The sequence below is a fragment of the Candidatus Cloacimonas acidaminovorans str. Evry genome, from assembly GCF_000146065.2.
Taxonomy (GTDB): Bacteria; Cloacimonadota; Cloacimonadia; order Cloacimonadales; family Cloacimonadaceae; genus Cloacimonas; species Cloacimonas acidaminivorans.
The window spans coordinates 321,096-334,340 of sequence record NC_020449.1; the positions used below are offsets into that span (position 1 = coordinate 321,096).

At 39.1% G+C, this 13,245-nt stretch carries 10 protein-coding genes; 9 read left to right on the plus strand and 1 reads right to left on the minus strand.

The window, feature by feature from the left end; translation table 11 throughout:
• Window positions 1-839: 839 nt before the first annotated feature.
• Complete coding sequence (gene priA, locus CLOAM_RS01310) at window positions 840-3,209, minus strand: replication restart helicase PriA (protein ID WP_015424042.1); 2,370 nt, start codon at window positions 3,207-3,209, stop codon at window positions 840-842.
• 124 nt (window positions 3,210-3,333) lie between these two features.
• On the opposite strand from priA, the gene CLOAM_RS01315 reads away from it, so the two are divergent.
• The 9 genes from CLOAM_RS01315 (at window position 3,334) to CLOAM_RS01355 (ending at window position 12,767) form a co-directional block, all read left to right on the plus strand.
• Window positions 3,334-5,904 carry a HEAT repeat domain-containing protein gene (locus tag CLOAM_RS01315; RefSeq protein ID WP_015424043.1) on the plus strand — a complete coding sequence of 857 codons (2,571 nt, stop codon included), beginning with the start codon at window positions 3,334-3,336 and terminating at the stop codon, window positions 5,902-5,904.
• A complete protein-coding gene (gene rsmG, locus CLOAM_RS01320) occupies window positions 5,901-6,542 on the plus strand; it encodes a 16S rRNA (guanine(527)-N(7))-methyltransferase RsmG (protein ID WP_044278782.1) in 642 nt (213 codons plus the stop codon). The genes CLOAM_RS01315 and rsmG overlap by 4 nt, the downstream gene beginning before the upstream one ends.
• Before the next feature lie 24 nt (window positions 6,543-6,566).
• On the plus strand, window positions 6,567-7,331 hold the full coding sequence (locus CLOAM_RS01325; protein ID WP_015424045.1) for a ParA family protein: 765 nt from the start codon (window positions 6,567-6,569) through the stop codon (window positions 7,329-7,331).
• 11 nt (window positions 7,332-7,342) lie between these two features.
• The gene (locus CLOAM_RS01330) at window positions 7,343-8,200 is read left to right on the plus strand and encodes a ParB/RepB/Spo0J family partition protein (protein WP_015424046.1); all 858 of its coding nucleotides are present in this window, start codon (window positions 7,343-7,345) and stop codon (window positions 8,198-8,200) included.
• Window positions 8,197-9,267 (plus strand): dTDP-glucose 4,6-dehydratase, encoded by a 1,071-nt coding sequence (gene rfbB, locus CLOAM_RS01335; RefSeq protein ID WP_015424047.1) that lies wholly within the window; start codon window positions 8,197-8,199, stop codon window positions 9,265-9,267. The genes CLOAM_RS01330 and rfbB overlap by 4 nt, the downstream gene beginning before the upstream one ends.
• A gap of 235 nt (window positions 9,268-9,502) precedes the next feature.
• Window positions 9,503-10,627 carry a M20/M25/M40 family metallo-hydrolase gene (locus CLOAM_RS01340; RefSeq protein ID WP_015424048.1) on the plus strand — a complete coding sequence of 375 codons (1,125 nt, stop codon included), beginning with the start codon at window positions 9,503-9,505 and terminating at the stop codon, window positions 10,625-10,627.
• Window positions 10,628-11,377, plus strand: coding sequence for a 4-hydroxy-tetrahydrodipicolinate reductase (gene dapB, locus CLOAM_RS01345; RefSeq protein ID WP_015424049.1), 750 nt, complete (start codon window positions 10,628-10,630; stop codon window positions 11,375-11,377).
• Window positions 11,371-12,159 carry a diaminopimelate epimerase gene (gene dapF, locus CLOAM_RS01350; protein WP_015424050.1) on the plus strand — a complete coding sequence of 263 codons (789 nt, stop codon included), beginning with the start codon at window positions 11,371-11,373 and terminating at the stop codon, window positions 12,157-12,159. The genes dapB and dapF overlap by 7 nt, the downstream gene beginning before the upstream one ends.
• Window positions 12,147-12,767, plus strand: a complete 621-nt coding sequence (locus CLOAM_RS01355; protein ID WP_015424051.1) for a helix-turn-helix domain-containing protein — start codon at window positions 12,147-12,149, stop codon at window positions 12,765-12,767. The genes dapF and CLOAM_RS01355 overlap by 13 nt, the downstream gene beginning before the upstream one ends.
• Window positions 12,768-13,245 lie beyond the last annotated feature (478 nt).

The following is a 13,245-nucleotide window of genomic DNA, read 5'->3' on the forward strand; positions in this document are numbered from 1 at the left end:
AATCATCTATATAACAAGCAATTACATAAATATAGTTCAGGGTGGGCAAAATATTTAGTTATCTATTTAGTTTTTATAGGGTTAAGATTAATATTTAGGAGTTATAATGATTTTTAAAAAGGAAGTTTGACCTCCTAATCAACTAACTTTTAACCTCTATTTCGTTACCGTAAAAATCGTAATTTCCCGAGGGGTTTACACACCCATCGCTATCATTGTGTCGCCCTTTGGGGCTTTTTTTAGTGGGGAAGAGAAAAAGAAAAAGAAGTCGGGGCTTTCATTTTCCGAGGGGCTTACGCCACCATCGCTATCATTGTGTCGCCCTTTGGGCTTTCAAAGGTAATAAATCGTAAATTTGACAGTTATTTTCCTGTTTTCCTGGTTAGATTCATTCTTCATTTTTCATTCTTCATTTTCCGAGGGGCTTACGCCTCCATCGCTATCATTGTGTCGCCCTTTGGTATTTCAAAGGTAATAAATCGTAAATTTGACAGTTATTTTCCTGGTTTCCATGTTAAATTCATTCTTCATTTTTCATTCTTCATTTTCCGAGGGGCTTACGCCTCCATCGCTATCATTGTGTCGCCCTCCGGGCTTTTTGGCAAAGGGCAAAGAGCAGAGGGCATCTCAACCCTCTCAACCATCTCAACCTTCTCAACCTTCTTTAATTTTACATTCTACATTCTACATTTTACATTTTCTGAGGGGCTTACGCCTCCATCGCTATATTTGTTTCGCATTGTGAAATTGTTACAATTTAAATATATTTTTCCTTGTTTAGTGAACAAAAATGAACATATATTTTTGGGTATAAAGGTGTTACCACTCCGCATTTTATATTACATCAGGGTATTGGGGTCAATATCAATCTGCTTTCGGATATTGGAAGGGCAATTATAAAGGGAATTAAATAATCTTATAGCGTTCTGCAAAATTTTTACGGTTTGGGCTTTAAAAATAAGATGATAGCGGTAATAAGAACTGATTTTGCTGAAAGGAGCCACTGAAGGACCAAGTAATAATAGTTGTGGCATAGGAATTTGTTTGCGTAAAAGATAAAGGACTTCTCTCATATTGCTCATTTCTTTTTTCAGGGTTTCCAAATCGGTGCTTTGAAACAAAATTCTGGCTAAACGGTAATAGGGCGGGTAATAGAGCTTTTTTCGGTAACCAAGTTCTTCTGTGGCAAAACGAATATAGTTTTGTTGGCTGGCTGATTCAATAGCGTAGTGCTCGGGATTATATGTCTGAATAATAACTTCTCCTGCTTTATCTCTGCGTCCTGAGCGTCCTGCAACCTGAGTAAGCAATTGAAAAGTTCTTTCTGCGGCTCTAAAATCGGGCAAATTTAAGGAAATATCAGCCATCACAATTCCTACCAAGGTTACAAGAGGAAAATCCAGACCTTTGGAAATCATCTGCGTTCCCAGTAATATATCCACTTCCTTATTTTTCATACGGTTATACATTGATTTATAGGTATCCCTTTTGCGAGCCGAATCCGAATCCATTCTTAAGATTTTTGCCTCTGGAAACAGGATTTTTAAGTTCTGTTCAATTTTTTGAGTTCCTGGGGCTCCATAGGCAAAAGAATAAGAGCCACAATAAGGACATTTACGCGGACTGGGAATTGTGTTTCCGCAATAGTGACATTGCATTTCTTCGCGGTCACGATGATAACTCATACTGATTTCACAATTCTTACAGGTAATTAGTTTTCCGCATTTCAGGCATTGCATAAAAGATGAATAACCCCGGCGATTTTGAAAAAGGATAACCTGCTCTTTTCTTTGGAGGCGTTTATCTATTGCTTCCAAAAGAGGAGCGGAAATCAAGCTGTGTTCATATTCATCTCTCAAATCAACAACTTGCACATCTGGCAGACAATAATCCAAAGGACGGCTTTCAATTTTTTGCAATTTATATTTTCCGTTTTGGGCATTATGCCAGGATTCCAAAGCCGGTGTAGCGCTGCCTAAAATTACTTGTGCATTTTGTATTTGAGCTCTTACAATAGCTAAATCCCTGCCTTGATAACGAGGAGCGCTTTCCTGTTTGTATGTACCCTCATGTTCTTCATCTACAATAATTAAGCCCAAATCGGGTAAAGGAGCAAAAACGGCACTGCGCGCTCCGATAACAATTCTTTTTTCTCCGCTTTTTATTTTCTGCCACTGGATTAAACGGTCTTTTTCAGTTAGCTGACTATGCTGAATTGCCAGAATTTGTCCAAAATTACTCTGAAAACGATCAACCATTTGCGGAGTGAGAGCAATTTCCGGAATCAGGAAAATAACGGTTTTGTTTACGGATAGATAATGCCTGATAAGCTCAATATAGACCTCTGTTTTGCCACTTCCGGTAATGCCATACAGCAAGTTTACATTAAAAGTGCCAAAGCCCTCTGTAATATCTTTAATTGCTTCAACTTGGGCATAGTTGAGTGTAATTTGTTTTAAAGGCGAGGAATTTTCAAAAGAAACGGACTCGGGCTCAAAACGGCGTGGTTCTATTTTAATAAACCCTTTTTTAACTAATGCCTTAATTGCACTGTAAGAGATTGTGGAACTTATATTGGACATTGGAAAAGAGGGTTCTTCCTCTTTAATTTTTTCCCATGCCTCTCTTTGTTTTAAGGGTAAAGTATCTTCCTCCAAAGTTGGTTGCAAACGGATTATAAAATTTACTGTTCGGGGCTTATCTTTATGATTTAATCTTCTCTCTATTTTCAACAATCCCAGTTCTTCACCTTCTTCTATTCTTTTATAGAGAGGATATGAAGTCAGCTCTTTCCGTAATGTTTTAAGAACAGGATTTTCACTTTTATCTATTGCCTTTTTTAAGGGTATAAAAGGTTCCGGAACATTCTCTGAAAGCCAAATAACATTTGCCTCCATTTCCGGTAGCAAACGCGCAGGCAACATCGCGAAAAGTGCCTTGCCCACTGAACAATGATAGTAATCAGCCATCCAATAACCCAATTTCATCAATTCCGGTGAAAGCACGGGAACTGTATCCAAAACCTCTATAACTGCCTTATATCTAATATCCTTATCCTCTTCGGGACGGGTTTTTGCTCCGCAAATTCCTGTCCATAAACGCCCGGAAAGATTTACTATTACTCTTGCTCCTTCCACAATTTCTGCGGATGAACAATAAATCAGTTCCTTGGGTATTTCCAAAGGCAAATGAATTACATAATAATGCATAAGACGAAACTTTTGTTTTGCTATAGCTTGTCAACCCCAAAAAAGGTCTGGAGGTCTTGGAGTAAAATCTAAAGATTGACAATAAAACAAAGTTCCAATAAATTGAAACAGTGAAGAGGATAATATGAGGAAAAAGGTTTTAACGGCATTTATGTTGGGTTTTATGCTTATTTCAACCTTAATGGGAGAAAATATATCTTCTCCTATTCTCTCCCAGACAAAATCCGATACTTTATATTTACAGGATTTTTCCCTGCTTTCCGAAAATGATTTCAGGGAGCTGGAAAATTTATTGAAAGAACAACAATTAAACCCTCAAGACCTGAATTTTGAGAAGGATTGGGACCTCTCTACCTGGGGTAAAAGCAAAAGTTTTTTACGCTCTTTGCAAGAGCCCTATTACGGTTTGGGTTTAATGCAGGAAATTAGAGAAGCAGCTAATAAAGCTAATACGGATGAGGGCTTTGCTTTTCTGGTTGATTTACTGTATAAAAATGCGACTGATGGTGCAGGTTCATTTCCTCTTTATCTGAATTACAAGGACTTATATCAACAGGAATTCAATAAAAAAGTAAAACAGCCCAAAGATCTGTTCCGCTTTTATGAAAAAGCATTAAAAGATATTATTCCCGTTTTGGTGAATGCCTATTCGCATTATAACCTTGATTTATGGAACAAATATGTTTTCTATCTTTTCGTTGCCTTAAGGGAAAATGAGGATAGCGAAGCTTATAATGCCTATTTTAATAAGCATAATATACCTCTTTGGGAAGAAATAGAAAATCAGGAAATCAAGGAACTAATGGAGCTTTTTCAGGAAGCTGATGTTTTAAAAGCCGCTATGCAGTTTTTGGCTCTATGCGATGTAATAAAAAATGAAGCAGGTAAATTAAACTACACTAATAAAAAGCCCATAATTCAAGAATGCGAATTCGGAACTATGGTTATCGGAACGGGAAAAGATGATGTTTATAACGCTAAAATGTTCAAAAAGCCGCTTATTTTGCTTATTGAACCCGCAGGAAATGAAAAATATACGATGACTTTAGCAACGGGAGCTAAAAATTATACTTATCTGCTGATTGATTATAAAGGAAATGACAGTTATGTGAACCCTGATATTGGAAGTTTGTTTTTTGCTCTTTCGGGCTTAGGAATTTCTTATGATTTGGAAGGAAATGATATTTACAGAACAGGGGATTTTTCTTTTGCGGGAATGATGGGAATTCAACTCCATCGTGATTTTCAAGGTACAGATATTTATGAAAACGGTTTTTTCAGCCAAGGTGCCGCTATACGCGGTCTTTCCATCCTTCAAGATATGCAGGGAAATGATATTTACAGCGCTACTTGTCTGGCTCAGGGTTTTGGTTCTATCCGTGCTGCAGGTGTTTTATTGGATTTTGATGGAGCGGATAATTATCTTTTAGGGGGAAAATACTTTCATTCACCCTTGATGCCAAACGATTATCTTACTCTGGGACAAGGTGTTGGTTTTGGTTTGCGTCCCGATTTTGCCGGTGGATTAGGGCTTCTTTTTGATAAAAATGGCAACGATCGTTATCTGGGAGGTGTTTATGCACAAGGAGTTGGCTATTGGTATGCTTTGGGAATGTTGATTGATGAAGCTGGAAATGATGTTTACAATGCTGTCTATTATCCTCAAGGGTCTGGAATTCATCTTGCTTCTGGTTTTCTTTTTGATGGCAGTGGAGATGATGCATATTACAGCAGACACGGTCCTGGTCAAGGTGCAGGTCACGATTGGGGTTTGGGAATTTTTATTGATGCTAAAGGGAATGATGCCTATTCCATTGAAGGAGGAAACGGTTTGGGTTTAAGTAATTCAGTGGGAATTTTTATAGATAAAGGCGGAAATGATCGTTATGAACGCAATAATCCTCAAAATTATGGTAATGCTGTCTATAGCAGAGCAACCGGTGGTATAGGTCTTTTTTTGGATAAAGATGGCAAAGATAGCTATCCGGATACTTTGATGACTGAGGGAACAACCTGGAAAAAAGGCACTTATGGCATTGGCAGAGATTTGGATTCTGGAAAGTTGATGTCCTCATCAACAACCGATTCCGAAACAAAAAAACCGGCAGAAATTCCAATGTTGCCTCCTCCTTCTCCCGATGAGCCAATAGCAGATATTTTTTCTGCTGCTGCCGAATGGGAAGTTGGCAACGCTATTGAAAGAGTGAAAAAAGCCCGGGAAATTATGCTTGCCAGAGCTGATGAAGCAATTGATTATGTGATAAAGAATAAGCTTGATACCAAGTCCGGATTGGAATATAGAGCTTTAGAGGTTCTGGTGAAAGAAAATGAGCAGTTTAAACAACTTCTTTTTGATTATACCGATGATATAGATAGTTTGAAAGCTAAAAATGCCCTGTCTCTAATTGCCGGAGTTGGAGATAGCACTTTAATTGAAACCTTGCGCAAACATTTAAACAACGGTAAATATATCACCACCTGTCTTTCGCTTTTGGGTAGCATAAAAAGTGCGGAAAGCGTTGATTTGCTTTTCCAATATGCTTTTCATCCTTCAGAGCGTTATCGCTATATTGTAGCCCGTTCCTTAAAACAAATTGGAACTCCTGAAGCCCATAACTGTCTGAAGCAAATGGCAAATGACAATTCCTTTCTGGTGAAAACCTTAGTTCGTAAATGGGAAGAGGAACAACAATGACGGAAGAAAAACAAATTTTTGAGGACTATCTGCGCTTTCTCGGTTTGGAGGATATAGACCATTTAATGGCTCGTTTTGAACATTACCTGCATTTACTTTATAATGCCAACCGCAAAGTAAATCTCGTTTCCCGAAACATTCCTCTGGAAAGATATTGGGTTCAGCATTTCCTTGACAGCATAGTTGCTTTGGAATGTTTGGATTTTACAGATAAAACCGTTTTGGATTTTGGTTCGGGAGGTGGTTTACCAGGAATTCCTCTGAAACTTGCTGTTCCGGATTTTAATTTGACGCTTTTGGATTCGGTGCAGAAAAAAGCCAGGGTTTTGCGTGAATTTGTGGATGCCTTATCTCTTTCTGCTACAAATGTGGAAGCCAGTCGTTTAGAGGACTATGCTTATGTGGCAAAGCGTCCCAGCTACGATTTTATTGTTTGTAGAGCTGTTGCTTTGGAAGAAAGATACTTTTCGCCTTTGCGAAGATTGCTGAAACCAAGCGGAATGGCTGTTTTTTACAAGGCACAGAAATTAGACGATGTGCAAGTTCTAAAATATGAGATTCTTTTGGATAAAGATTATCCTGCTTTAGGTCAACGCCAATTAATTGGTATCAAACAGCGTGACCTTCTCTTTCATTAAGTTCTTAAAAATTAAAGGATATATATGCCCAAGGTAATAACTGTTGTAAACCAGAAAGGTGGTGTAGGAAAAACAACTACCGCCGTAAATCTTTCTGCCGGTTTGGCAGTTCTGGAAAAAAGGACTCTGCTAATTGACTTTGATCCTCAAGGTAATGCAACCAGCGGAGTAGGAATTGATAAAGATAAAGTGGAACTCCAAATTTATGATGCTCTTATAGGCAGAGCTCCTATAGAAAAAACTATTCTCTCCACAGCCACCAAAAACCTTTTTTGCATTCCGGGAAACATCAATTTAACCGGAGCGGAAATTGAACTGGTGCATGAATTTGCCCGCGAACAGAAATTAAAAGAAGCACTCCAACCCATTTTAAATAGTTTTGATTACATTATAATTGATTGTCCTCCCTCACTTGGTTTATTAACGGTGAATGCAATGACTGCGGCAATGGAGGTCTTGATACCTATTCAATGCGAATATTATGCTCTGGAAGGAGTTAGTCAGTTGCTAACAACCATTCGCTTGATTCAAAAGAACTTAAACCCTGGTTTAAACATTCTGGGTGTGCTGTTAACGATGTTTGATAAAAGGGTAAACCTCTCTTTGCAGGTTGCTAAAGAGGTTCATCGCTATTTTAAGGAAAAGGTCTTCCGCACTATTATTCCCCGGAATATTAAATTAACTGAAGCTCCTGGTTTTGGTAAACCTATATTTCTCTATGACATAAGGTCTCCAGGCGCGATGAGTTACCTCAATTTGGCAAATGAAGTTATCAATAGAAGCGAATAAGGTAATAAAAAATGAATGAACATTTGGGAAGAGGACTTTCCGCTCTGATTCCGGATAACGATAGAGAACAAACTCCTCAATTGGGAATTACTACTTTGCCTATTGCAAGTATTAAGCCCAATCGCTATCAGCCCCGAAAAAAATTTGACCCGGAAAAAATGGCGGAATTAACTGAATCCATCAAAGAAAACGGTATTATTCAACCCCTGATTGTTACTAAAACAAGCTCTTCGGAATATGAACTTGTGGCAGGTGAAAGACGACTGGAAGCAGCAAAACAAGCAGGACTGGAAAAAGTGCCTGTTGTTATTCGTAGCGTTTCTAAAAAAGAACAGCTCCAGCTCGCTCTAATAGAAAACATTCAACGGGAGGACTTGAATCCTATTGAAGAAGCAATTGCCTATAATACTCTGGTTGAGGATTTTGGTTTAACGCATAACCAAATTTCCGAAATTGTAGGTAAGGACAGAGCTACAGTCACTAATTCCCTGCGTTTGCTAAAACTTCCTGAAGAAGTAAAACAAATGCTTGTTTCCGGAGAATTGAATTCCGGATTGGCTCGCACTGTTTTATCTGTGCCTCCGGAATTGCAAAATAGCTTTGCGGAATACATAATAAAGTATAATTTAACGGTGCGTCAGGCAGAAGAAAAAGCAAAAACCTTTTCTCTCGCTAATAAGGAAGAACCGGAAAAGGCAAAAACAAATGCCCGCACCAAAGAACTGGAAAGGGAACTAAGCAATTTGTTTTGCCTGAAAGTGAAAGTGCAGGAAAATAATGGCAAGGGCAAAATTACTTTAGTGTATAAATCTCCAGAAGAACTGGAGGCATTTAAAACAATCCTAAATAAAATAAGGCAGGAAAAATGAACAGAGTTATTGTTACCGGTGGAGCTGGTTTTATCGGTGCCAACTATTTACATACCCTTTTTGCAGACCCTTCTTTTACTGGTAAGATATTGAACATAGATAAACTTACCTACGCAGGTAATTTGGAAAGCTTGCAGGATTTGGAAGCCAAGTATGGAAATTCGCGTTATTTCTTTGAGCAGGCAGATATCTGCGATGCACCAAAAATGAAAGAAATTATGCATCAGTTTCAACCGGATACAATTGTCCATTTTGCTGCCGAATCCCATGTGGATAGAAGTATTGACGGTCCTATGGAATTTGTCCAAACCAATTTAGTAGGAACGGCAACTTTGCTGAATTCCGCTTTGGAATACTATCGCACTTTGGATGAAGAAGCAAAAAAGCGCTTTCGCTTTCATAATGTATCTACGGATGAGGTTTTTGGTTCTTTAGGGGAAAACGGAATGTTTACAGAGGAAACACCTTACGATCCTTCTTCACCCTATTCGGCATCAAAAGCTGGTTCAGACCATTTAGTGCGTGCTTGGCAAAGAACTTTCGGACTGCCAATCACCATCTCCAATTGCTCCAATAACTACGGACCTTATCAATTTCCTGAAAAGCTGATTCCTTTAATGATTTTGAACTGCCTGGCTCATCAGCCCCTGCCTGTTTATGGGAAAGGAATTAATGTGCGGGACTGGCTTTTTGTTACAGACCATTGTGAAGCCATCAATATTATTATTCGGAAAGGAAAAGTAGGCGAGACATATAATATTGGCGGTCATAATGAAATGAAGAATATTGATATTGTTACCACTATCTGCAAGATTTTGGATGAGATGGAGCCCTCAAAGAAACTGAAAAGCTATACGGAACTGATAACTTTTGTGCAAGATAGACCAGGTCACGATTTACGCTATGCCATTGATGCCACTAAAATTGAAAAAGAACTTGGTTGGAAACCTGCCGAAACATTTGCCACAGGAATCAGAAAAACAGTTGCCTGGTATCTGGAAAACAAACAGTGGTGGCAAAATATTCAAAATAATAAATACCGTCAGGAACGCCTGGGAATTGGATAAAACAGGATGAACGAACTCCCTGTCGTTTCCTATAAGTTGACCGGGAGGTAAACCTTCTGGAAAGTCAATAGAGCCATATATTAGCAACCCGGATTTTTGCTGTTTTTTCTTTCTACTTGGTGTTCTCAGTGATTTCGGTGGTTTCGGTGTAAAAAATCCATAGAATAAATAGTTGCTATATACCGAAATTTTGGCTATTATATATTTAGTAAGGAATGTATAAAAGGAAGTCCCAATGAAAAACGATGTAGTAAGCTACTTTCTTGAGCTCGTCTCTATTGATAGCGAATCCGGTAACGAAAGAGCCATTGTGGATAAGCTAAAAAAGGATTTGGAAGAACTTGGTGCTATTGTAGAAGAAGATGACTGCGCCTCAAAAATTGAGGGTAACGCGGGTAATCTCTATGCCTATTTTCCCGGAACTATCAATAAAAAGCCAATCCTTCTTTGTGCTCATTGTGATACTGTAGTTCCCGGCAAAGACATTCAGCCAATTATGGAAAACGGTCGCATTTTTACGGATGGCACAACTATTTTAGGCGGAGATGATAAATCCGGCATTGCGGAAATCCTTATGGCTATTAAACAAATTAAGGAAAAGGGCATTGAGCATCCTCCCATTGAGGTTTTGATAACTGTCTCCGAAGAAATAGGGCTTTTGGGTGCCAGGAATTTTGATATTTCCAAGCTGCAAGCCGGTTTTGGTTATGCATTGGATACTCATCAGGTTGGGGAAGTGGTTATTGGAGCGCCTTCTCAAATTTCTTTCCAGATTAACTTTTATGGCAAGGAAGCGCATGCGGGTGTAGAACCTGAAAAAGGATTAAATGCCATTCGCCTGGCTGCAGAAGCAATTGCACTTATGCCTAATGGCAGAATTGATTTTGAAACTACTTGTAATCTCGGTATCATTAAAGGTGGAACAGCTACTAATATTGTTCCCGGGTTAGTAACTGTTGAAGGTGAAGTTCGCAGTCATAATAAGGGAAAACTGCAAAAGGTCTGTGAGGAGATTGAACAGGCAGTTATTTCTACTGTCCATAAATTTAATGCGAATGGAGCCAAAGCATCCTTTCATTTTGAACTGAAAAAGGAATACGAGGCATTTTTAATTGATCGTAATGCTCCGGTAGTAACCCTTGCAGAAAAAGCATTGCAGAATTTGCATCTTTCGGTAGACATCAAAGTTGGAGGTGGTGGAAGTGATGCTAATATTTTTAATGCCAACGGCTTGCCAATGATTATTGTCGGCACCGGAATGAATAATGTGCATACTACGGAAGAAGATATTCTGGTGGATGAACTCTATAGAGGAACTGCTTTTATAGAAGAACTCATCCATCTTTATGCGGAGGAATAAATGGCTGTTAAAATCTGTTTGTTAGGTTATGGCAAAATGGGAAAAATGCTTGCCGAATTGGCTTCTGATTTTGATTGCACCGTTGTTTCTATGATAGACCCTAACCAAAAGGATTGCTACCAGGAAATAAGTGAGCAGTCCCTGCAAGATGCAGATGTTTGCATTGATTTCAGCCATCCCTCTGTAGTTCTGGAGAATATTCATAAAGTTCTTGCTCTCAAGAAAAATATGGTAGTTGGCACAACCGGTTGGTTGGAACACCTAAAAGAAATAAAACAGCAGGTTCAGCAAGCAGGAACAGGTTTTCTTTACGGAGCCAATTTTTCTATCGGAATGAATATCTTTAAGCGACTTGTAGCAGAAGCAACTAAGGCATTTGACCGTTTTCCGGAATTTGATGTTTACGGCTGGGAAATGCACCACAATCAAAAGGCGGATAGTCCTTCGGGAACTGCCATTGAACTTTCTAAAACTATTTTAACCAACAGCAGCAGGAAAAAAACCGCTCTTTTTGACCCTGCTTACCGTAAAATAGAACCTGAAGAATTACATTTTGCTTCACTTCGCGCCGGTTCTTTTCCCGGAACGCATATAATTGGTTTTGATAGTGCAACCGAAACCATAGAGCTTAGCCATTGTGTCCGTTCGCGTAGCACTTTTGCCTACGGAGCGTTACAGGCAGCAAAATGGATTAAAGACCGCAAGGGATTTTACAGTTTTGCGGAAATGGTAGAGGAAGTATTGTGCTGATTCCTTTTCTCAAAATGCACGCTCAAGGTAACGATTTTGTTATCCTGGACTACTTTGCTCCGGAGTCATTTGCTTTGGCAAAGCTGGATTTTTCTTCTGTAGCGGAAGAACTTTGTAAACCGCATTTTGGCATTGGAGCAGATGGATTGGTTTTACTTATGCCTAATGAATCCTGCGATGCGCAAATGTTTATTCACAATGCAGATGGCTCAACAGCTGAAATGTGCGGTTCTGCATTACGCTGTGTAACTTGGATTTTGCATCAAAAAACCGGAAAAAAGGAATTTAGAGTCCAAACCGAGGCGGGACTTAAAACCTGTTATGTAAATGAGGATAACACTATAACCGTTAACCTGGGAATGCCTTCAATGCTGAAAAGTGCCTATCAGGTAATGGATTTTACCGGCGACTTGGTGGAAATTGGCAATCAGCATTTTATTGTTTGGGTTAATTCTTTGAAAGATGATCCCCATCTTCAATACGGTTCTGCTATAGAACATCACAAGGGCTTTGCACAAACGGTAAATGTGCATTTTGCCGTTTTACTGAATAGAACAGCGGTAGCCATCAAAATCTGGGAAAAAGGTTGCGGAGCTACTCTGGCTTGTGGAACAGGTGCTTCCGCTACAGTTTTTAGCGGTATTGCCAAGGGCTTATTAAATAATGAAGTTGAGGTCTTAATGCCAGGAGGAATAGTTAAAATCAATGCTTCCGCTAATGGCTATTTACTAAGCGGAGAGGTCTGCCAGTCATTTCAGGGAGTTTACAATTGGAAAATTTAGGCAAGTATTTTCTGGAATTGCGTTTACAGCGTGAATACAGCTATCAGGATATCTGGAATGAACTGCGTATTCCGGAAAACCAGATAAAGGCAATTGAAGAAAATCGCTTTGCCGAACTTGGTCCCTATGGAGTTGCTAAAACATTGGTCTATAACTATGCCCGTTTTTTGGAAGCGGATGTGGATGCCGTAATGTATACTTTTTCCAGTTTAATGCCGGAAAGTGCCAAACCGGAATTCCAACCTGCAATTCCTGTGAAAGAAAAAAAGATTATGCTTTCCACCAACTTTATGTGGCTGATTGGCATTTTATTGATTATTATTATTCTCGGTTCCATTTTATGGTATGCCTACAATCAAAATTGGCTGAAAATGCCCGATTTTTTTGCTTCTAAAAAACCCGATTCCACTGCCGTTATAATTAAAGAAGAAAAAGAAGAAACCAAACCAGATACCTTGCGTCAACGCTTGCGTGCTATCAGTGAATCCATCCCTCAAACTAATAGTGTATCTTCTCCCAAATCCGAAACAAAAACTGTTCCACCGGATACAACTGACTACATTGGCAATATTTTAGGCGATAGCCCAGTCAATGTGCCAATCCACTAACCTTTTACCTCTGCCAAAAGCCCTGTCACAACTATAGCGATGGGTGTGTAAACCCCTCGGAAAATGAAAAATGTAGAATGTAGAATTAAAGAGGGTTGAGAAGGTTGAGAGGGTTGAGAAAGTTTAGAGGGTTGAGATTTCATTAAAGCCCGGAGGGCGACACAACTATAGCGATGGGTGCGTAAGCCCCTCGTTAAAATGAAATCCCCGAGTTCCTTTTTTCACCATAGCTGGAAAAATAAGCCCCTTAGGGCGACACAATGATGTAGATGGTGGCATAAGCCCCTCGGAAAATTCACGATTTAATCGGCGGGAGGTTTTGACTTACAATTTTCACCTACCTTTAAGGTAACTACACCCTGCAATCATTTTTAACATATAAACGCAGTTTCATTGGTCTCCAAACCGAAAAATTGAGAGTTAAAAACAGAAACAAAATAGTTGTGTATGAATTCCTACTTTTTTGCGTTATGCAGCG